The following is a 20,433-nucleotide window of genomic DNA, read 5'->3' on the forward strand; positions in this document are numbered from 1 at the left end:
TCATCCATATGCAGTATCTCCACAACATCCTTAGTCTGCTACAAGTATACCACACTCGGACTAAAAAACATCTATTTTCAACTAATTTTGGAAAGAACCTGTTTTTTTAGTCCTCTTGCCGGCTGTTTTATGAAGGGGCCGGGCCTGACGGGACCAGGAGGCGGGAACGCCCCGGAAGCCGGCCTTCCCTGGCCCGGGGGCTGCGGCAATTCGTATCCTCGAAAAAGCAACCTCATAAACAGCTACAGGAGCCTCTGAAAGCAGTGAGGATGTCGGCGTGTGAGCCTCCATCCTCACTTGAGTCTCCTTCCGCTATTCGGCAATGCTTTTTTGAGGATACGAATTGCCGCAGTCCCCGGGCCAGGGAAGGCCGGCTTCCGGGGCGTTCCCGCCTCCTGGTCCCGTCAGGCCCTACTTTAATACAGGCGCAGAGGTATTAATGAACGTTGGAGGTAAAAGTTGAGCCCTGCATGCAAATAACTTCAGGCCTATCCAAATGAATCAATTATGAGGTACCTAAGTATCTAAATATTTGTGGAACCCTTAAACGCCTGAATTAGTGAAGGGGGAGAGGGAACCCCGCTGTGGGAGGAGCACCGGCTCCGGGCCCGCGGCAACTCTCATCCCGGAAAAAGCATGGCCGAATAGCGGAAGGAGACTCAAGTGAGAATGGAGGCTCACACGCCGACATTCTCACTGCTTTCAGAGGCTCCTGTAGCTGCTTATGAGGTTGCTTTTTCCGGGATGAGAATTGCCGCGGGCCCGGAGCCGGTGCTCCTCCCACAGCGGGGTTCCCTCTCCCCCGGCCCCCATCCAACCGTCTCAGCCAACACAACCATTCTCTAAGTGGAAGACATGGTCGTAGTATTGGATCAGGGATTCGTCCAGATGGTGCGTGATGGTAAGGATTGTGAGCGTTTTTTGGGAGAGGAGGTTTTTTTCGATCTCATGGGCGGTTTTTAGGTCTACGGCGGATGTACCCTCATCGATGACCAGAATGGGGGTCCGGCGGATCAGAGCTCTGGCCACGGCGATCCGCTGCCTTTGGCCGCCGGATAGATTCCGGCCGTTTTCTCCTACCTGGGTGTGGAGGCCGTGGTCGAGAGTGGTAAGAAACTGGGATATTCCACTTTCCTGAACGGCCTGGTCGAGCTGCTGTCGGGTGAAGGTTTCTCCGAGGCAGATGTTCTCATATATGTCGGTATCAAATAGAAAGACGTTCTGATGGATGACGGCGGTTAAACGGTTGAGGTGTTCCTGGGAGAGATTTTTAATGGAGATTCCGTCGTAGAGGATGTCTCCGTCAAATGCTGTGGTATAACCGGTCAGCAGCTTTATGAAAGTTGATTTGCCGCAGCCGCTTTCTCCCAGAAGAGCGTATTTGCCATGGGCCTCTATTTGAATCTGGAGATTTTTTAATACCGGTCTGTCGCTGCTGTAACCGAAGGTCAGATTCGTGCAGATGAGGTCACGATGGAAACGTGGGGGATCAGACAGGGGATTGCAGGGGGAAATAATACCGCCGGGAGAGGAGGCGTGGGTGGAGGAAAGTCCTTCCAGGCGTTCCAATACAGGCTTGATACCGGTAATTTTGGGAACATTCTGCATCAGCATTACGACAGGGGCCACGAAGGTGCTGCTTAGCTGGATGAGCGCCATCAGGGTGCCTATTGTGATGTTTCCGGTCAGCATGAGATAGGAGGATGTAAATACGATGGCGATCACACTCAGGATGGAGAGAAGGTCGGAAATGCATTCGTTTGCGGCCAGCAGCTTATCTGCTGCAAATTTTTTATCGGCTGTTTCTTCGTTGCTTTGGGCGTATTTGCGGAGTATGTATGGAAGCATGGAGTAGCTGCGGATCACTTCATAGCCGTTCAGGAAGTCTTTTGCCTTTGCTGTGAATTCGGATAGTTTTTCGGAGCAGGCGTCCTGCCTTTTTTGCATGTGTCTGCCCAGCAGGGATGGAACCAGGAACATGAGTATGAGAAAGAAAAACAGTATGGCGGTTACAATGGGGCTTAGGTAGAACAGAATCCCAAGAGTTGTCAGGAACATGATGATCATTTGGGAGCTGAGCATAAGGGGGACTAGATGATTCTCTTCCACCATCTTAATGTCGTTTATGAGCGCGGACAGGTAATCGGCGGTATTTCTGGAGGTATATTCGGAGGGAGCCTGGTTCATCACACCTGTAAATATGTCTGCTCTCAGATGTTTTGTCACATTTTTAATGATGAGTTTTGTGCAGTAGGCTTCCAGATAACCGATGATACCGAGAACAGTCAGGTAGAGCAGGGTAAATGCAATCAGATTCAGGAAGGCGTTCATATCTTTCGAGGAAGCTGCATCGATAATCCGCTGTAATAGTATGGATATAAAGGCGGACAGGGCTGCGGACAGGCCTCCCAGTATCATGGCGCCGAACAGGAGTAGACGGTCTTTTCTTTTATACAGTTTCATAAGATCTAAGTCCTCTCTGGAATTTTATGTACATAGAATATATTTTATATATATAAAATATCATGGTATTCGTTTGAAGTCAAATATATTTTATTTGTATGATATTATAGTGAGTGCAAAGGAAGGATTAGAGATACAAGATGGAAGGTTTGGAGTGATCCACTGATCCACATCTATTATGTAAAAGAAGCACAAAGGAAACATGCAAGGGGGATATGACAGGCAGATAACCGGAAAGATTATCAGTAATAATGATAAATAAAAATCAGAATGGATGATTAGGCAGTTATCCGGATAAAAATGGGCAGAAGGAAAAATATCCGCTAGGAATAAGACATCCATCTGCATAAGCGGAGTTTATCATGCAGATGGATATGAAAGAAGGAATGTGAAAAATCAGGATAGCAGCATACGCTCCAGAATGGACAGGAACTGGGCGATATTTTCTTTTTCCAGACAGTAAAATACTTTCCCATCCTTTTTTTCAACGGTCACAAATCCGCTGCTGAGCAGGGTATTCATGTGATGGGAGGTGGTGGAGGGCGATAATCCGAGCGCTTCCGCCAATTCCAGATTATACATACTGGTATGCTTCAGAATACACAGAATATCCAATTTGCTCTTGTCACTTAAAGATTTTGCCTGCCGCACGACTGCCTCACCGGAATATTTACCGGGTTCATCCTCAGCCCTCAGGGCTTCCAGCAGGATTCCCTGGTAACCATGGGTATACAGGACTAATAGAATAAGCGGGGCTGCAAGTGAAAGATAGATGACAGGAGTATCGGCGCAGGTTCCGGCAATTTTTAAAAATTGGGCGTCTTCGTATACGGCGGCGCGTTTCAGCAGCTTGTCCAGAGGCTTTTTGACTGCGTCTATGGCTCTGTCATACGCATCCTTGTTGGCCCTGACGGTGTCAAAAAGGCAGGTCATCCAATAATCAGGCTTGCGCAGAAAATTAAGTGCGTGCCATTTTTCTTCGTTTTTGATATCGGCGGTATCCAGAAATTGCAGGATCGCCAGCTCATCCGGTAAACGGGGCAAATCTTTTTCACCCGGAAGATGAGGATGATCCTGGGGATCGTTAATGAGATACGCCAGACAGCCGCGCAGCCAATCGCGGTCTGTTTCACCGGGATGATCGTAGTAATAACGGTTTTCTACGGCCATGGCGACTACAAGTTGAAAAGATTCATCGGAAACTTGTTCAAAGAAAAAAGAATCCTCTGTTCCATCTTTTTTATATTTTTTAAATGTATCCACGTACGTTTCTAATATTTTCATGTGGTCCCGGAAAAACTCTTCCCCTTTGACCCCGTACTCATCCAGCGATTGGATGGCCTCCTCTTTCCAGTTGGCGTTATGGCACAGATATAATAAACTCAGTATTTCAAATAGCGGGTCCAGCTCATTTTTCTGAATAAGGTCCATAGACTCCTCCGTTACATAATTTTTTGCATTCCGTCATGTCCGCCGGCACTTGACCGTCGGGAGATGCCACTGTGAGCGTTCATCTCTTCTGACGGGAAAAATCTTTCTCCACGGTAAGCGAACGGATCGTTCCGGCCTGTTCGCTGAGGCAGAAGGTATAATGAACATCACCGGCATGATAATGAAGAATGAATTCCTCTTCCAGATCCGGCTTCCCAAACATACGGATCATTTCATCACGGTCCAGTGCAAACAGATTCCTGTCATTTACCGTAATGTCAGCCGGCGCGGACTCCGGGTTCTGGCTGTCAGAACTTTCCAGCTGAAAGGTGATACCGTAGATTTCACAATCTTCAATCGAACAGGTTTCCTCTGTGTGATTGATGAGCGTGACGGTTCCATAAGGGATGTTCCCTTTCCCGATGGGAAGCAGGTCCACGTACTGCATTCCGTCCAATTCCGAGACACGCCTGCAGACCGGGGAATCGATCAGTTCGATATTGTCTTTTAATTCCCGCATTGTCATCCGGCCCGGTATAAAGGTGGTGCCGCCCACCTTGACGACAGGCGTTTTGGGGCTGCCGCATCCGTACACAAAAACTGCAGCCAGCACCAGAAGTGCCGCTACACACACACGTTTTATCATATGCAATTCCTCCTCATAAATCTCCCTGTTTTTATCTTAGTCAATAATCAGCTCCCTGTAAATATGTTTGCGCAATTAGTTGAAAAAAATGTATCCAATATAAGTATCCATATGATACAATTTAGCTGCAAAGATAAAAACACAGTCCCGGTAGGTAGTCCGGGCGCAGCGGAAGATATCTGTGAGACCGCTGTCAGTAACCTTCCTCCTTAGGTCGTCCGTTCTTTGCTTATTTCTATGAAAGATAAGGAGGAACCGTGATGGACAAAACGGAAATTAAGTTTACTGTTTTCTTTGAAGATCCTTTCTGGGTCGGACTGTATGAGCGGACCAGCGGCGGAAGATACGAGGTGTGCAAGCTTACCTTCGGAGCGGAACCCAAAGATTATGAGGTTTACGCATTTCTGCTTGAGAATTGGAGGAGTTTCCGGTTCAGCCCGCCGGTTTCGGCAAAAGGCCCAAAAGAGATGCCAAGGAACCCGAAAAGAGTTCAGCGCTTGATTCAGAAGCAGCAGAAACAGCCGGGAATGGGTACGAAAGCGCAGCAAGCCCTGGCCCTTATGCATGAGCAGAATAAGCTTAAGCATCGAACGGATTCCCGCACCCGGAAAGAGGAGGAAAAAGAACGCCGTTTTGAATTGCATCGCGCAAAGCAAAAAGAGAAACATAGGGGGCATTGAAAGTAGGCTCGCTGCTTAAGGCAGAGGACAGAGACGGTATCCGGGGAGATTCCCGGCCAATGGAGTCTTTTTGTCTCCTGGGTAGCGCAGAGGGCTTGCGCTGGCAGCCGCTAAGTGGAATCAAAAAGCCGGGCCTGAGTGATTCAGGATACCGGCTTTTGATCTGTCGGGAGATCTTCCGGGTTATCTTTTTTATAGACAATCCGGCCGTCGATCAGCGTGTAGAGGCAGGAAGTAAAGATCTCCAGGGGATTGCCGTCAAAGATGGCAATGTCGGCGTCCTTGCCCGGTTCCAGGCTGCCGATGCGGTCATCCACCCCGCAGATCCTGGCCGCGTTGATCGTGATGGATTTCAGGCCTTCTTCCATAGGAAGGCCTTTTTTTACGGCCAGTCCCGCACATAGGGGGAGATATTGGATCAGGGACACGGGGTGGTCGGTGGTGATGGCGGTCAGCACTCCATGCTGCTGCAGACAGCCGACGGTCTTAAAGTCCATATACTGTACTTCTATCTTGGAGCGTGTGGTGAGCTCGGGCCCGACGATGGCGGGAAAGCCGGATTCTTTTATTTCCCCGGCGATCAGGTGGCCTTCCGTGCAGTGATCCAGAGTTAGATTCAGATCAAATTCCTCAGCGATGCGAATGGCGGTCAGAATATCGTCCACCCGGTGCACATGGGCTTTTAGCGGTATTTCTTTTCGAAGCACCGGAAGCCAGCATTCCATTCGGAAATCTTCTTTTTCCAGTTTTCCCTCCTCCTTTTCCTGCCGGTATTGGCGGGCTTTGAACAGTTCTTCCCGGAGAAGCCCGGCGATGGCCATACGGGTGGAAGGGATTTGGCTCATATCACCGTAGCAGACCTTCGGATTCTCGCCGAAGGCTATTTTCATGGCGGAGGGACTTTTGACGACCAGATCGTCTATTCTGCGGCTTCCCTTTGTCTTCATGACTAAGAATTGGCCGCCCACCACATTGGCGCTTCCGGGGCCGACCTGTACGGCGGTGATGCCGGCCGCGGCGGTGTCGTCAAAAGCCGCGTCCATCGGATTGACCGCGTCGATGGCCCTCAGCCATGGGGTGATTGGATTCGTAGCTTCGTTGCAGTCGTCGCCCTCAGCGCCTTTTTTCTCTTCAATAATTCCGATATGGCAGTGGGCCTCTATAATGCCGGGCATTACGATACCGCCTGCCGCGTCGATGATCTCAAGATCCGGGTCCTGAGGAGGATCGATCCGCTTCGCTATGTCTTTTATTTTTCCATTTTCAATCAGAACGCAGCCGGAATCATAGTTTTTTCCTGTCATGGTCCAGATTTTTCCATTTTGAATTAAAAGCATAGATTTTCCCTCGCTTCTTTTTATGATGAATCCTATGCAGGAATCGTATCCAACAGCTTTATTATTACTGAGGAATGAAAAAATATGCATACATTTTTGTATCATATCCGGTAAAAATGAGAAGAATTGTATCAAAAGCATTTATATTTACGAGGAGAGGAAAGGGAACAAGAAATGACGATTCTGGAATTGATTGCGGAAAATTACGCCCGGCTGCTGGAAGGAATGGGAAGAACCCTGCTGCTCACCTTCTGGTCGCTGATCCTGGCGTCGGTGCTGGGACTGATCTTTGGAATGATGAAAGCGGCCAGGGGAAAGATATGGCATATCCTGTCCTCCCTCTACGTGGATGTCATCCGGGGGATTCCGGTATTGGTGCTGGCGTTTTTCGTATATTTCGGTATACCTCAGGGATTCGGAGTGAATATCTCGATCTTTCAGGCCAGCCTGATCGTTCTGAGCCTGAACGCCGGAGCCTACATGGCGGAGATCGTCCGGGGAGGTATCCAGTCGGTGGACCGGGGGCAGATGGAAGCGGCCAGGAGTCTGGGTCTGCCCTATCGCAAGGCCATGCAAAAAGTGGTTCTTCCCCAGGCCATCCGCACTATGATTCCCTCGATTATCAACCAATTCATCATCACGCTGAAAGATACCTCGATCCTGTCGGTCATCGGCTATGCGGATCTGATCAAAGTTGCGAAGGCGGTCATCGCCCGGAATTTTGAGGCTTTCCGTATATGGCTGATTGTGGCGCTGATGTACCTGATCGTCATTACGGTTCTATCAAAGATCGCGAAAGCCATCGAGAGGAGGATGACCTATGCAAAATAAAGTATCGGTGAAAGGGCTGGTCAAATCTTTCGGGGATCTGGAAGTGCTAAAGGGCATGGACGTGGAGATCGAAGAGGGAGAAGTGGTATGCCTGATCGGACCGTCCGGTTCGGGAAAATCCACGTTCTTAAGATGCCTGAACCGGCTGGAAGAAATAACGGCCGGCACGGTAGTCATCGACGGCTTCCTGATCACTGACCCGCAGACGGATATCAATACGGTGCGCGAAAATATCGGGATGGTTTTTCAGCATTTTAACCTCTTTCCCCATAAGACCGTATTGGAAAATATCATGCTGGCGCCGGTAGAGCTTAAAAGGAAAACGAAAGAGGAAGCGGAAACGAGGGGGATACAGCTCCTGGAGATGGTAGGGCTGTCGGACAAGGCCGGAGTCTATCCGGCGCAGCTCTCCGGAGGACAGAAACAGCGGGTCGCCATCGCCCGGGCTCTGGCCATGGACCCGGACATCATGTTATTTGACGAACCCACCAGCGCCCTGGATCCGGAGATGGTGGGAGAGGTGTTACAGGTGATGAAGCAATTGGCCGCCGACGGTATGACCATGGTGGTGGTTACCCATGAGATGGGCTTTGCCAGGGAAGTATCCGACCGCGTGATTTTTATGGACGGCGGATATATCGTGGAGGAGGGGCCGCCGGAACAGATTTTCGAGCATCCGCAGAATCCCAGAACCATAGATTTCCTGAACAAGGTATTATAAGCCTGAATGCACAGAAATCACCCGCAGGGAATTAATATTTGAGTGATATATTCTCCCATGTCCCGGAGTACCATCTCATTCATTCCTTCCTCATAAGAGTAGCCGGTTAATTGGATTCCCTCCCGACGGGCATACTGCTCCATTCGGATATAGGTATCCGGTATCCTGTCCCATTCTCCGACACAGAACGCGCGCAGGTATCTTCCGGCAGGCTTTTGATGACAGTCCGTCCTTGGGAAGGAGCGGGGAAGGCGGACAAAGAAATAGTCATCCGTTTCAAAATCATGAGCCAAGATCTTTTGAACCGATAACATAGTACCGCAGCCATTGCCAAAAATCCGGCCAGGCAGTTCCTTTACCTGTTCCATCATAGTCAGTGACTCCGACTCCCCGGGAATGCTTGAATTGATCAGCAGATATTCCTCCGGACAGTCCACGATGGTTACAGCCTCCAGATCACAATTCCTGCAATAAGCCAGCTGGTTTTTCCGTTCCGTCAGCAGGTTTCTGATCTCCTGTAAATTCCGAATGGTGCTGTCGATATCCGATATTTTTGTACTGAGTATATGCTCCAGCAGTTCCGGAGAACTTTGGGAACGGTAGCGGAGGATTTCATCGATCGACATGCCCAGATCGCGAAATGTCAGAATCATTTCCAACTCCGGGCTCTGCTGATAGGTGTAATAGCGGTAATGATTTTTCCCGTGATAATCCGGAGAAAACAGGCCAATCTGATCGTAGTAGTGGAGTGTCCTTTTATTTATGTGGTGGAGCTGGGCAAACTGTCCGGTGGTAAATAGTTTTTGACTGTACATAATTTATTTCCTCTGAGTATATAAAAATAGTTTTATAAAGTTAAAAAATTGATTATAAAAAGGTTATAAAATTTTTATTGACTTTACAGCAGCTGTATAGTTTACCATACCTAACAGATCAAGAGAAGTCAAGGAGGAAATAAAATGGATCTAAATCAAAACTTGCTCAAAAACGTCACATACAGACCGATACAGAAATCAGATTATCCGATTCTGGCCGATCTGATCAGCGATACCTGGGGGTATAAAAAGTTTAGTTCCCCCAAAACCGCTTTTCGCATGGGAATGCTATATCTCAGGGGGTGCCTGGCGGATCAGACCTATTCCTGTGTGGCCGTGAAGCGGGGGACTCCGGTTGGACTTATCCTGGGCCGCGGTAAAAAGCCAGGGATAATGGCCCTGCATCACCGCCTGGCCCAGCTGCCGTGGATTCTGGCGCTTCTGCTGACTAGGGAAGGACGATCTGTTGCAAGAATGTTTGGGGGATTTTCGGATATAGACAGCAATCTGCTAAAAGAGAGCGGAAAACAATTTGACGGCGAACTGACGCTGTTCGTGATCAGAAGCGATCAGAGAGGAGCGGGGATCGGTAATACGCTGTTCGGGAATTTTCTGTATTATCTGAAATCGCAATGCGTGAAGAATTTCTATTTATTTACCGACACCACCTGTAATTACGGTTTCTATGAACATAAGGGTCTGGCGCGGATCGGGGAAAAAAGTGTGAAGACGCCGATACAGCCTGATAAAGAAATGCAGTTTTTTTTGTATGAATACTGCGCATAATAAAAGACAGAGCAGGAAGAAGAACTTTTATTCGCCAGCACACGGCTGTTCCCAGAGGGAATTTGCGCCGGATAAGGGAATAATCATTCTGCTTTCTGCTCTGTTCTCTTTTGCGTCAGCTTACAGCCATTTCTTTTCCTGTCTCTTATCATATTTCTCTTCGCAGTATTTACAGCGGTAGACTTCTTTTTCCGGGTCTGTCAGCACAAATACATGATCCAGTTCCTGTTCGATCGAGGAAATACAGCGGGGATTGTTGCACTTTATCACATTGCGGATCTCGGAGGGCATCTCCAGCGCTTTTTTGGCCACGATCTCACTGTCCTTGATGATATTGACCGTGATATTGTGATCGATAAAGCCCAGGATATCCAGATCCAGCATATCGATGGGGCATTCCACTTTGATGATATCTTTCTTTCCCATCAGTTCGCTGCGGGCGTTCTTAATGATCGCCACACAGCAGTCCAGTTTGTCCAGATGCAGATAATGATAAATGGCCATGCTCTTTCCGGCCTGAATATGATCCAGTACGAAGCCTTCTTGTATACGTCCTACATTTAACATCGGTTTATTCTCCTTCCTCTACGTGGATGTCCAAAAGGGTCAGAATTAACGCCATTCTGGCGTAAACGCCGTACTGCACCTGCTTAAAATACGCGGCGCGGGGATCGTCGTCCACCTCCACGGAGATCTCGTTGACTCTGGGCAGGGGATGAAGGACCAGCATGTCCTCTCTGGCCAAGGCCATTTTCGCCTTGTCCAGAATGTAGAAATCTTTTAAGCGGACATAATCTTCCTCGTTGAAGAAACGTTCCTTCTGCACTCTGGTCATGTAGAGGAGATCCAGCTCCGGCATCGCGTCCTCCAGGCGTTCTACCTCTTTGTATTCGATATGGTTGTTATTTAACACATCCTCCCGGATATAACTGGGAATCCGAAGCTCGTCGGGGGAGATGAAGACAAATTTTACATTTTCATAGCGGACCAGGGCGTTGATCAGGGAGTGTACGGTGCGGCCGAATTTCAGGTCGCCGCAAAGCCCGATGGTCAGGTTGCCCAACCGCCCTTTCAGGGAACGGATCGTATGCAGGTCGGTCAGCGTCTGGGTCGGGTGCTGATGGCCGCCGTCGCCGGCGTTGATCACCGGGATGGAAGATTTCATGGCGGCGACCATGGGAGCGCCTTCTTTTGGATGGCGCATAGCGCAGATATCCGCGTAGCAGGAGATCATGCGGATCGTATCGGATACGCTCTCTCCTTTGGCGGCGGAACTGGAACTGGCGGACGCGAAACCGATGACGCTGCCTCCCAGATTCAGCATGGCTGTCTCAAAGCTTAACCGGGTTCTGGTGCTGGGTTCGTAGAACAGGGTTGCGATCTTTCTGCCATCGCAGGCGTGGGCATATTTGGACGGGTGTTTTTCAATGTCAGCGGCCAGATCTAACAGCTGATCCAATTCTTCCACTGAAAAATCCAAAGGGCTCATTAAGTGTCTCATTTGTTTTCCTCCTGTAAATATGTGAGTAATTGTTCTGTAGTTTTTCGTCTGGGCGCATCCGGGGCCTCGTCCGGGTAACCGACCGCGATCAGAGCCGCCAGTTCCTGCGTATCCGGCAGATGCAGCAGCCGGCTGATCCCCTCAATGTCAAACACGCCCATAATGACGCTGCCAAGGCCCGCCTCATGAGCGGCCAGACAAAAAGTCTGGGCGGCGATTCCGGCGTCAAACATCTGCCATTCCCCGTTTTTGGGCGTAGAAAAAGAACCGTCTCTTTCAAAACCGCTGCGGTTTTTCAAAAAGGTAAGCGCAATTAATAAAGGCGCGGAAGAAACAGTTATGGAATTGAAATCGGGTAAGTGGTCAGAAGCGATTGTCTGAAGAATCGACGCATCATCAATGGCGATGTATCGGGCGATTTGAGTATTTTTCCAAGAGGGTGCATAGGATGCGATAGAAATAATATGTTCCAATAGAGAATGTTCGATCTTATCTGGTTTGAATTGCCTTATGCTTCGTCTGGAACGAATACAGTCGAACGTGTTCATGGGATCCTCCTTGTAACATTTCTTTATATCATATACTAAATGTTTTGGAATTTCAACACAATTCTGACGGAAGTTTTCCGAATCCACCAAGCGGGAGCTCAGCCGCCCTATGCGCTCCCGGAGAGACACAAATGAAGCCGACGATCCGGAGCATCCCGGCCCTGAGCAGCGGGCATACCCAAACCCGGGGAGGCCCCCCGTACAGGATCACAGGCCGTGAGAAAGATACACAATTCGGATGGTTTATCTGCGCTCATAGATGACATCTGTGATACCGTTATAGGTTTCGGATTTTATCAGCCGAAGCTGGAGCGTATGATTGTATTTTTCGAAAAGGCGGATACCATCCCCAATTAATACGGGGATGATGGATATATGATAACGGTCTATCAGATTTTCTGCTATTAGGGGCCGGATTACACCGGCGCCGCCGCAGATCCAGATGCCTTTTCCCTTTTCCTGTTGCAAAGTTTTTAAAAGAGTGCAGACGTTTTCATTGACAAATAGGATGTTGTCTGCGGAGGGAAGGTTCCTGTGGGTGAACACATAGGTTAACTGATCCGGATAAAACCACTGACCCGGAGACAGCTCGGTAGTTATTTGATGATAGGTGTTGTAACCCATAAGTATGGTGTCAATCTCTTTGATAAATTCGTTGTAGCTGGCCATATCATCTGCACCGGGATTTTGACCTTGCAGCCAATCGATATTTCCGGTGGGGCCTGCAATGTAGCCGTCCAGGCTCATTGCTATGAATAGAGTTGTTTTTCGCATGGTAACCTCCGGCAGTGTATGATACTGCGCTATATAATCGGGGATGGGAGTATGTTTTTGTTTGCTTATTTCTGCATTGATATTTATTATATCAAAATTTTATTGGATTATCTGCTATATGAGAAGAAATTCAGTTAGTATTGCATTCATATTTCCTTTTGCGTATAATGTAGATAGTTTGACAAAGTGAAAAGCGGAGGAATGTGTATGGAATATAAGGAGAGGAAACGTGTGTTGTTTTTCGGACTGCCGTGGACCTTTACCAAATATATGGTGACGGAAGATCTGATTACGATCGACGAAGGTATCCTGAAAAAAGTGGAAAATGACTGCTATATGTATAAGGTCCAGGATGTTACGCTGAACAACAGCCTATTGGAGCGGATCTTCGGTCTGGGAACCGTCGTCTGTCATACCGGTGACACGACACATCCGAAGCTGGAGCTTGTACATATTAAGAACGCCAGGGAGATCAAGGATTATATACTGGTGGCTTCTGAGCAGGCGCGGATGAAACGCAGAACGATGAACATGCTGGATATCGGGGCCGGAGATGATTTCGATCTGCCCGACGACAGATAGCGGATGGATCAGCAGGCCGGACAGTTAAAGAAAAGATTACAGCAAGGACGTGAAAGTCTCTCAGGATTTCACGTCCTTGCATAATACCTTCTCGTATAAAAGACCGGTTAAAAACCAGAGGGGCAGATAGTCCAGACGGACCAGCCCTTTATAATTGAGCTTTGCCTTGCTGTAATCCCAGGGACAGAGGTTGTATTTTTTCAGGAAGCTTCCGGTGAAAAACTCTGTCAGATAGATGCATACGGTGTAGATCATACCCCGCAGCCAGATGCTTTTGCTGCGGATACGCCGGTAGACGGGAGCCAGCAAAGCGGCGCTGCCGTAGATGGGGAACATCCAGATGGAGGTCTTGCCCATCAATTTTAATTCACGGCGACGGAAGGAATTGAACGCCGTCCAGAAGATTTCCATGCACCAGCCAATGGTGCCGCATAAGATAAATTTGTGTTTCATAAACAATAGTATGAACACAGGAAATGAGAATTATTCGGAAATTAAAAGAAGGACCAGAAAATGGATTATAATGAGACCAGAAAATATATACAGAAGATAAGTTCTTATGGCAGTGTGCTGGGACTTGAGAGTATCCGGGAGCTGCTTAGAAGGCTGGGGAATCCGCAGGACCAGCTTAAATTTATTCATATTGCGGGTACCAACGGCAAGGGTTCCACGCTTGCTTTTTTATCTACGATACTTCTGGAAAGCGGTTATCGGGTCGGTAGATATCTGTCGCCGACTGTTTTTTGTTATGAGGAAAGGTTCCAGGTGGATGGAGCGCAGATACCGGAGGAGGAACTGGCTGCTTGTATGACGGTTGCGGCAGATGCGGCGGCAGAGATGGTATTGGACGGCTGGGATCATCCGACGGTATTTGAAGTGGAGACCGCAGTTGCTTTTCTCTATTTTCTGCGGAAGAAATGCGACATTGTGGTGCTGGAAACCGGTATGGGCGGGAGCACGGACGCCACGAACATCGTGACTACCACGCAGTTAGCGGTGATCACTTCCATCAGTATGGATCACGCCCAGTGGCTTGGAAATACCCGGGAGGAGATCGCGCGCAAGAAAGCCGGAATTATGAAAAAGGGGATACCGGTTGTCTCAGCGGATCAGCCGGCCGGCGTGCTGGAGGTATTACAGGAAGAAGCCGGGAAACGAAACTGCCCGTTTACGAGAGTGGATATACCGTCTGTGAAAATTGCGTACAGCAGTTATCATATACAGACGTTTCAATATAAGAAATATAAGGAGCTTAACATTTTTCTGCCAGGATTATATCAGATTTCGAATGCGGCGCTGGCTGTGGAGGCGGTAGAGGTGCTCAGACAGCTGGGCTTACGGATTACGGACAGGCAGTTGAAAGAGGGGCTTATGAATACCAGGTGGCCGGGCCGCTTTACCGTGCTGTCAGAGGATCCGGTTATGATCATGGATGGGGCGCATAATCCGGATGCGGTCCTTATTTTAAAAAAATCCCTGCAATACTATTTTACAAATGCGAAATTTATTTATATAATGGGAGTGTTTGCAGATAAAGAATATGATAAAATGGCTGAAATCATCGCTCCCATGGCGGACAGAATCTTTACGGTGACGCCTCCGGATTCGGCGAGAGGCCTGCCGGCAAAAGAGCTGGCGCAGGCGGTACGAAGATATCAGCCGCGGACAGAAGCGGCGGGAAGCCTTGAGGAGGCTGTGGAACTGAGCATAAAAGCGGCGGGAGAGAACGATGTGATCGCAGCGTTTGGTTCCCTGTCCTATCTTGGGGAACTGGCCGGTATTGTGAAGCGCAGGAAGGAAGAGATCCATGATTGATAAAGAAAAAGTAGAGGCGGCCGTACGCCTTTTGTTGGAAGGGATCGGGGAAGATATCCACCGGGAAGGCCTGGTGGAAACGCCGGCCAGAATAGCCCGGATGTATGAGGAAATCTACGGGGGAATGGATGAGGACGTGGCTTTGCATTTGTCCAAGACCTTTCAGGTGGACAGCCACGAGATGGTTCTGGAAAAAGATATCACCTTCTATTCCACCTGTGAGCATCATCTGATGCCGTTCTACGGAAAGGCGCATGTGGCTTACATTCCGGACGGCCGGGTCCTGGGACTTAGCAAGCTGGCCAGAACGGTGGAGACGTTTGCCAGACGCCTGCAGATCCAGGAACAGCTGACCGTGCAGATTGCGGATGCTTTGATGGAACATCTGGCTCCCAGAGGGGTGATGGTAATGATGGAGGCGGAGCACATGTGCATGACCATGCGGGGGATCAAGAAGCCCGGCAGCCGTACGGTATCCATCGCAACCAGGGGTGTTTTTGAGGGGGATATGCAGCTTCAGAATACATTTTTCCAGATGATCAGGTAGCGGTGGGATACGAAGGCCGTGCAGTTGGCAGGATGTACGCCCACGTTTGGAGGACAAATGCGGTATATGGAAGAGATGAAGCGGGTCAACCGGATTCTGGTGCATCCGCGATTTCAGATATATAAGGAAGAGATCAAGAAATGGGAAGAGGACAGGCCTTTTTGCGGCCATGATGTCAGCCATCTGCTGGATGTGGCAAGGATCGCCTGCATACTATCGTTGGAGGAAGAATGTGAGGTAAGTAAGGAATATATTTACACGGCAGCTCTCCTGCATGATATCGGCAGGCCGGAACAGTATGCCCATGGAACCCCACACCAACAGGCCAGTGTCAAAATCGCTGCCGGGATTCTTAAGGACTGTGGATATGATGAGGAAGAGACCGCCGCGGTTCTGTCGGCTGTGGGGAATCACCGGGACGCGGCCCGGGCGTCGCAGACATCTCTTGACTGGCTGATTTACAGAGCCGATAAGTTATCCAGAGGCTGCTATGTCTGTGATGTGGAAGAGATCTGCGACTGGGCCGCCGCGAAAAAGAATCAGATTCTTACCTATTAAAAGGGCAGTTGGATAGAAAGGAAGGACAGAGATAATGAAAATCGGAAACCGTGAATTTGATACAAAAAATGAGACTTATATCATGGGGATCCTGAATGTTACTCCGGATTCCTTTTCGGACGGAGGAAAATATAATTCGCTGGATGCAGCGCTGGTTCATGCGGAGCAGATGATTCAGGACGGCGCAGATATCCTGGATATAGGCGGAGAGTCCACCCGTCCCGGCTATGTAATGGGACTGCCGGAAGAGGAAGAAATGAAGCGGGTGATCCCGGTTATCCGGGCGGTCAGGGAGCGTTTTGATGTACCGATATCCGTGGACACCCATAAGAGCAGAGTAGCGCAGGCCGCTATAGAGGCAGGAGCTGATCTGATTAACGATATCTGGGGCCTTAAATATGACGATAAGATGGCGGATGTGATTGCTGAAAGCGGCGCTTCCTGCTGTCTGATGCACAACCGGAAAGAAGCGGTCTACGATCATTTTCTGGAAGAAATGTGTGAGGATCTGCGACAGACCCTGAAGATCGCGGCCCGGGCGGGAATATCGGAGCGGCAGATTATCCTGGACCCGGGAGTGGGATTCGGCAAGACCTATGAGCAGAATCTGGAAGTGATCCATCATCTGGAAATCCTGCATACGCTTGGCTGCCCGATCCTTCTTGGCACTTCCCGCAAATCCGTTATCGGCCTGACCTTGGACCTGCCGGTGGATCAGCGGATCGAAGGTACGCTGGTCACTACGGTGATGGCAGTTATGAAGGGCTGCGCGTTTATCCGTGTGCATGATATCAAAGAAAATAAAAGGGCGGTGCAGATGGCCAGGGCCATACTGGCACAGGAGGCCTGTTGAGTTAGGACAGCAGATGGTAACGGATGGGGACATGTCCAAACTGAAACGGACATGTCCCAAACCGGAATGGACATGTCCCAAACCGAAATGGACATGTCCCAAATCAGAATGGACATGTCCCCAACCGTGGGATAGAGGAGGTAATGTACCTTGGACAAAATTCATATCCATAATCTGGAGATATTCTGCAATCACGGAGTATATCCGGAAGAGAATACGCTGGGACAGAAATTTCTCGTATCGGCGTCTCTCTACACAGATACCAGGCAGGCCGGTCTCACGGACGATTTGAAGAAGTCGATCCATTACGGAGAAGTCTGCCACATGATAAAGAAATTCATGAAAGAGCACACCTTTAAGCTGATCGAATCGGCGGCGGAACAGTTGGCGGCTTATCTGCTGATACATACGGCGAACCTACAGAAGATCCGGCTGGAAGTCAAGAAGCCATGGGCTCCCATTGGCCTGCCGTTAGAGACGGTTTCCGTGGAGATCGAGCGGGCATGGCATACGGCCTATATTGCTCTCGGTTCCAATATGGGGGATCGGGAAGGGTATCTGCGACAGGCGGTTACCTCTTTAGATGAAACCACCGGCTGTCAGGTAGAACGTGTATCGGAGTTTGTGGTAACGGCTCCTTACGGAGGTGTGGAACAGGAAGATTTCCTGAACGGATGTCTTCTCCTTAAGACGCTGCTGCCGCCGGTAGAGCTGCTGCACAGGCTACAGAAGCTTGAGCAGGCGGCGGGGCGCGAGCGCCTCGTGCACTGGGGGCCCAGGACACTGGATCTGGATCTGTTGTTCTATGATGATGAGATATGGGATACGCAGGAGCTGACGATCCCCCACCCGGATATGCAGAACCGGGATTTTGTATTGGCGCCGCTGGAGCAGATCGCTCCGTTGAAACGGCATCCGCTGTTAAATAAGACGATACGGCAGTTAAAGGGAGAATTGAGCGATGGATGATTTATTAGAGTTAAGACAGGGAATTGATGAGATCGACCGGCAGATCGTAGAGCTGTTTGAGAAGCGGATGGAGATCAGCAGCCGGGTTGCCGGTTATAAGATTCAGACTGGTAAGAAGATTCTGGACAAAGGACGGGAAGAGGAAAAGATCCGCGCGTTAAAACAGATGACGGATGACGATTTCAACCGGCATGGCATCGAAGAGCTGTTCAAACAGATTATGTCCATGAGCCGTAAGCTGCAGTACAGGCTGTTGGCAGAGAAGGGCGTGACCGGACGCTTAGCGTTTACCCAGGTGGAAAACATGGGATTTGACCATGCACGGGTGGTATTCCAGGGAACGGACGGAGCGTACAGCCAGCGGGCCATGGAAACCTTCTTTGGCGAAGGAGTCAGCAGTTTTCACGTGGACACCTGGCGGGACGCCATGGTGGCGATCCAGGAGGGAATGGCGGATTTTGCAGTTTTGCCGATCGAGAATTCCACGGCCGGTATCGTAAGCGAGGTGTATGATCTGCTGGTAGAATTTGATAATTATATTGTGGGGGAGCAGATTATCCGAATCGAAAATGCATTGATGGGACTTAAGGGAGCCGAACTTGCCGATATCCGCACCGTTTATTCCCATCCCCAGGCGCTGATGCAGTCGTCCAGATTCCTGGCGGAGCACCGTGACTGGCAGATCATAAGTATCCGCAATACGGCAGTGGCTGCCAAGAAGGTTGTGGATGAGCAGGATAAGACCCAAGCTGCCATAGCCGGAAAGCACGCGGCAAAATATTATGGTCTTCATATTTTAAAGGACAGTTTGAATGATGATAAATCCAACTCTACCCGGTTCATTGTGGTTACCAACCAGAAAATCTACCGGAAGGAAGCGAAGAAAGTCAGCGTCTGCTTTGAGCTGCCTCACGAGAGCGGAAGCCTGTTTAATATTCTTTCCCACTTTATCTATAACAATCTAAACATGACTAAGATCGAATCCCGGCCACTGGAGGGAAGAAACTGGGAATACCGGTTCTTCGTGGACTTCGAAGGAAACCTGTCGGGGAGTTCTGAGAAAAATGCGCTGCGGGGAATCGCCGAAGAGGCGATTAATATGCGGATTCTGGGTAATTATTAAGCCGCAGTATATGCGGCACTGGAGGAAGCGCCGAACGGCATACCTGAATTGAGCCGCAGTATATGCGGCACTGGAGGAAATACCAAACGGCATACCTGAATTGAGCCGCAGTATATGCGGCACTGGAGGAAACTATGAGATATGATGAATTGATTTTGTATAGAAATCTGGAGCACGGGGAGATCCTGGAGCAGATGTCGGAGATTATGGAAAACGTCCGCCTGGAGTTTAAGGAGGACGGAATCCGGAAGGAGCTGCGTACTAAGCTGTACTGCTGTATGAACGGCCTGGTAGAATTGGCGGGGAAATACGGCTTCCAGGGAAATCTGTGGCACAACTACCTGGCGCTGCTGCTGGTGAACAACGAAAACGCATTCAGCACAGCCAGTGAAATCATTGGTTCCATCGAAGGAAGCATCAATGAAGTGGCGCGGCATGACTTTGCGATTTTCAAAGAATATTTCGATTATCCTCTGATGGATCTGGCAGATTCCCTTGGAGTAGATACGCTGAGTGTATTTTTAAACTATCATGTGGAAAACGAAAACAGCAAAATGTACAACCAAAGAATCCGCGAACGCATCTGTGAATTAGGGGTAAAGCTTGCAGAAGCGCAGGATGACAATGATTTCCTGCATATTATGACCTCTTTTTATCAAGACTTTGGAGTCGGCAAATTGGGTTTACATAAAGCATTTCGCGTGATTCATCACAGCGAAGGTGCTGAAATCGTCCCGATCACAAAAATAGCCCATGTCCATCTGGACGACCTGGTTGGATATGAACTGGCTAAAAAGAAGCTGATCGACAATACCGAAGCCTTTGTGGAAGGCCGCCGTGCCAACAACTGTCTGCTCTTCGGCGATGCCGGCACCGGAAAGTCCTCCAGTATCAAAGCGATTCTGAACCAGTATTACGACAAAGGCCTGCGAATGATCGAGATCTACAAGCATCAGTTCCAGGACCTGAACGATGTCATCGCCCAGGTCAAAGACCGGAACTACAAATTCATCATCTATATGGACGATCTCTCCTTCGAAGAATTTGAGATTGAATACAAATACCTGAAGGCGGTGATCGAAGGCGGCCTGGAGCGAAAGCCCGACAATATCCTCATCTACGCTACCTCCAACCGCCGCCATCTGGTCCGGGAAGAGTTCGCCGACAAGCAGGGCAGGCGGGATGACCTGCATGCCTCCGACACCGTACAGGAGAAGCTCTCCCTGGTGGCCCGGTTCGGGGTACAGATCTTCTTCTGCGGACCCAGCCAGAAAGAATATATGGGTATCGTGTCCGAGCTGGCAAAGCGTAATAAAATACTCATGTCCGAGGACGAACTCCATCTGAAAGCCAACCAATGGGCCCTCAATCACGGCGGTCCGTCCGGACGTACCGCCCAACAATTTATAGATTATCTGCTGGGCACCGAAAACTAAACAAAATGATCAAAAGG

At 49.4% G+C, this 20,433-nt stretch carries 22 protein-coding genes; 12 read left to right on the forward strand and 10 right to left on the reverse strand.

Annotated elements, in window-relative coordinates:
- Positions 1–822: 822 nt before the first annotated feature.
- The 3 genes from KTH89_RS20245 to KTH89_RS20255 form a co-directional block, all read right to left on the reverse strand.
- A complete protein-coding gene (locus KTH89_RS20245; RefSeq protein WP_238722898.1) occupies positions 823–2,463 on the reverse strand; it encodes an ABC transporter ATP-binding protein in 1,641 nt (546 codons plus the stop codon).
- Between the two features lie 396 nt (positions 2,464–2,859).
- Positions 2,860–3,894, reverse strand: coding sequence for an ArsR family transcriptional regulator (locus KTH89_RS20250; RefSeq protein WP_238722899.1), 1,035 nt, complete (start codon positions 3,892–3,894; stop codon positions 2,860–2,862).
- 79 nt (positions 3,895–3,973) lie between these two features.
- The gene (locus tag KTH89_RS20255) at positions 3,974–4,540 is read right to left on the reverse strand and encodes a hypothetical protein (protein ID WP_158342550.1); all 567 of its coding nucleotides are present in this window, start codon (positions 4,538–4,540) and stop codon (positions 3,974–3,976) included.
- Positions 4,541–4,800: 260 nt separating this feature from the next.
- Between KTH89_RS20255 and KTH89_RS20260 the strand changes: the two genes are divergently transcribed.
- Positions 4,801–5,220 carry a YjdF family protein gene (locus KTH89_RS20260; protein ID WP_158342549.1) on the forward strand — a complete coding sequence of 140 codons (420 nt, stop codon included), beginning with the start codon at positions 4,801–4,803 and terminating at the stop codon, positions 5,218–5,220.
- 143 nt (positions 5,221–5,363) lie between these two features.
- Here KTH89_RS20260 and KTH89_RS20265 read toward each other — a convergent pair whose 3' ends face one another.
- Positions 5,364–6,557: an amidohydrolase gene (locus tag KTH89_RS20265; RefSeq protein WP_238722900.1), complete on the reverse strand. Its 1,194-nt coding sequence runs from the start codon at positions 6,555–6,557 to the stop codon at positions 5,364–5,366.
- 174 nt (positions 6,558–6,731) lie between these two features.
- Between KTH89_RS20265 and KTH89_RS20270 the strand changes: the two genes are divergently transcribed.
- Both KTH89_RS20270 and KTH89_RS20275 read left to right on the forward strand, forming a co-directional pair.
- Complete coding sequence (locus tag KTH89_RS20270) at positions 6,732–7,388, forward strand: amino acid ABC transporter permease (RefSeq protein ID WP_158342547.1); 657 nt, start codon at positions 6,732–6,734, stop codon at positions 7,386–7,388.
- Positions 7,378–8,109 (forward strand): amino acid ABC transporter ATP-binding protein, encoded by a 732-nt coding sequence (locus tag KTH89_RS20275; RefSeq protein WP_158342546.1) that lies wholly within the window; start codon positions 7,378–7,380, stop codon positions 8,107–8,109. Before KTH89_RS20270 ends, KTH89_RS20275 begins: the two co-directional genes overlap by 11 nt.
- Before the next feature lie 17 nt (positions 8,110–8,126).
- Here KTH89_RS20275 and KTH89_RS20280 read toward each other — a convergent pair whose 3' ends face one another.
- A complete protein-coding gene (locus KTH89_RS20280; protein WP_238722901.1) occupies positions 8,127–8,924 on the reverse strand; it encodes a MerR family transcriptional regulator in 798 nt (265 codons plus the stop codon).
- A gap of 144 nt (positions 8,925–9,068) precedes the next feature.
- On the opposite strand from KTH89_RS20280, the gene KTH89_RS20285 reads away from it, so the two are divergent.
- Complete coding sequence (locus KTH89_RS20285) at positions 9,069–9,710, forward strand: GNAT family N-acetyltransferase (RefSeq protein ID WP_158342544.1); 642 nt, start codon at positions 9,069–9,071, stop codon at positions 9,708–9,710.
- Between the two features lie 120 nt (positions 9,711–9,830).
- Here KTH89_RS20285 and KTH89_RS20290 read toward each other — a convergent pair whose 3' ends face one another.
- From KTH89_RS20290 to KTH89_RS20305, 4 genes are all read right to left on the reverse strand, one after another.
- Positions 9,831–10,277: an aspartate carbamoyltransferase regulatory subunit gene (locus tag KTH89_RS20290; RefSeq protein ID WP_238722902.1), complete on the reverse strand. Its 447-nt coding sequence runs from the start codon at positions 10,275–10,277 to the stop codon at positions 9,831–9,833.
- Positions 10,278–10,281: 4 nt separating this feature from the next.
- Complete coding sequence (gene pyrB, locus KTH89_RS20295; RefSeq protein WP_238722903.1) at positions 10,282–11,211, reverse strand: aspartate carbamoyltransferase; 930 nt, start codon at positions 11,209–11,211, stop codon at positions 10,282–10,284.
- Positions 11,208–11,759, reverse strand: a complete 552-nt coding sequence (locus tag KTH89_RS20300) for a nitroreductase family protein (protein ID WP_238722904.1) — start codon at positions 11,757–11,759, stop codon at positions 11,208–11,210. The genes pyrB and KTH89_RS20300 overlap by 4 nt, the downstream gene beginning before the upstream one ends.
- A 243-nt stretch (positions 11,760–12,002) precedes the next feature.
- Complete coding sequence (locus KTH89_RS20305) at positions 12,003–12,533, reverse strand: dihydrofolate reductase family protein (protein ID WP_238722905.1); 531 nt, start codon at positions 12,531–12,533, stop codon at positions 12,003–12,005.
- Between the two features lie 207 nt (positions 12,534–12,740).
- Between KTH89_RS20305 and KTH89_RS20310 the strand changes: the two genes are divergently transcribed.
- Positions 12,741–13,115: a PH domain-containing protein gene (locus KTH89_RS20310; protein WP_158342540.1), complete on the forward strand. Its 375-nt coding sequence runs from the start codon at positions 12,741–12,743 to the stop codon at positions 13,113–13,115.
- Between the two features lie 60 nt (positions 13,116–13,175).
- Here the strand turns inward: KTH89_RS20310 and KTH89_RS20315 are convergent, their stop codons facing one another.
- A complete protein-coding gene (locus KTH89_RS20315; protein WP_158342539.1) occupies positions 13,176–13,568 on the reverse strand; it encodes a putative ABC transporter permease in 393 nt (130 codons plus the stop codon).
- Between the two features lie 60 nt (positions 13,569–13,628).
- Here KTH89_RS20315 and KTH89_RS20320 point away from each other — a divergent pair, with 60 nt between their 5' ends.
- From KTH89_RS20320 to KTH89_RS20350, 7 genes are all read left to right on the forward strand, one after another.
- The gene (locus tag KTH89_RS20320; protein WP_238722906.1) at positions 13,629–14,930 is read left to right on the forward strand and encodes a bifunctional folylpolyglutamate synthase/dihydrofolate synthase; all 1,302 of its coding nucleotides are present in this window, start codon (positions 13,629–13,631) and stop codon (positions 14,928–14,930) included.
- Positions 14,923–15,477 carry a GTP cyclohydrolase I FolE gene (folE, locus tag KTH89_RS20325; protein WP_238722907.1) on the forward strand — a complete coding sequence of 185 codons (555 nt, stop codon included), beginning with the start codon at positions 14,923–14,925 and terminating at the stop codon, positions 15,475–15,477. The genes KTH89_RS20320 and folE overlap by 8 nt, the downstream gene beginning before the upstream one ends.
- Positions 15,478–15,543: 66 nt before the next feature.
- Positions 15,544–16,035: an HD domain-containing protein gene (locus KTH89_RS20330; protein ID WP_238722908.1), complete on the forward strand. Its 492-nt coding sequence runs from the start codon at positions 15,544–15,546 to the stop codon at positions 16,033–16,035.
- A 34-nt stretch (positions 16,036–16,069) separates the two neighbouring features.
- Positions 16,070–16,888: a dihydropteroate synthase gene (gene folP / locus KTH89_RS20335; RefSeq protein ID WP_158342536.1), complete on the forward strand. Its 819-nt coding sequence runs from the start codon at positions 16,070–16,072 to the stop codon at positions 16,886–16,888.
- Between the two features lie 150 nt (positions 16,889–17,038).
- Positions 17,039–17,857, forward strand: a complete 819-nt coding sequence (folK, locus tag KTH89_RS20340) for a 2-amino-4-hydroxy-6-hydroxymethyldihydropteridine diphosphokinase (protein ID WP_238722909.1) — start codon at positions 17,039–17,041, stop codon at positions 17,855–17,857.
- Positions 17,850–18,980 (forward strand): prephenate dehydratase, encoded by a 1,131-nt coding sequence (gene pheA / locus KTH89_RS20345; RefSeq protein ID WP_238722910.1) that lies wholly within the window; start codon positions 17,850–17,852, stop codon positions 18,978–18,980. Before folK ends, pheA begins: the two co-directional genes overlap by 8 nt.
- 134 nt (positions 18,981–19,114) lie before the next feature.
- On the forward strand, positions 19,115–20,416 hold the full coding sequence (locus tag KTH89_RS20350) for an ATP-binding protein (RefSeq protein ID WP_158342533.1): 1,302 nt from the start codon (positions 19,115–19,117) through the stop codon (positions 20,414–20,416).
- The last annotated feature ends 17 nt before the right edge of the window (positions 20,417–20,433 follow it).

The organism is Diplocloster agilis, assembly GCF_019042275.1.
GTDB lineage: Bacteria > Bacillota > Clostridia > Lachnospirales > Lachnospiraceae > Diplocloster > Diplocloster agilis.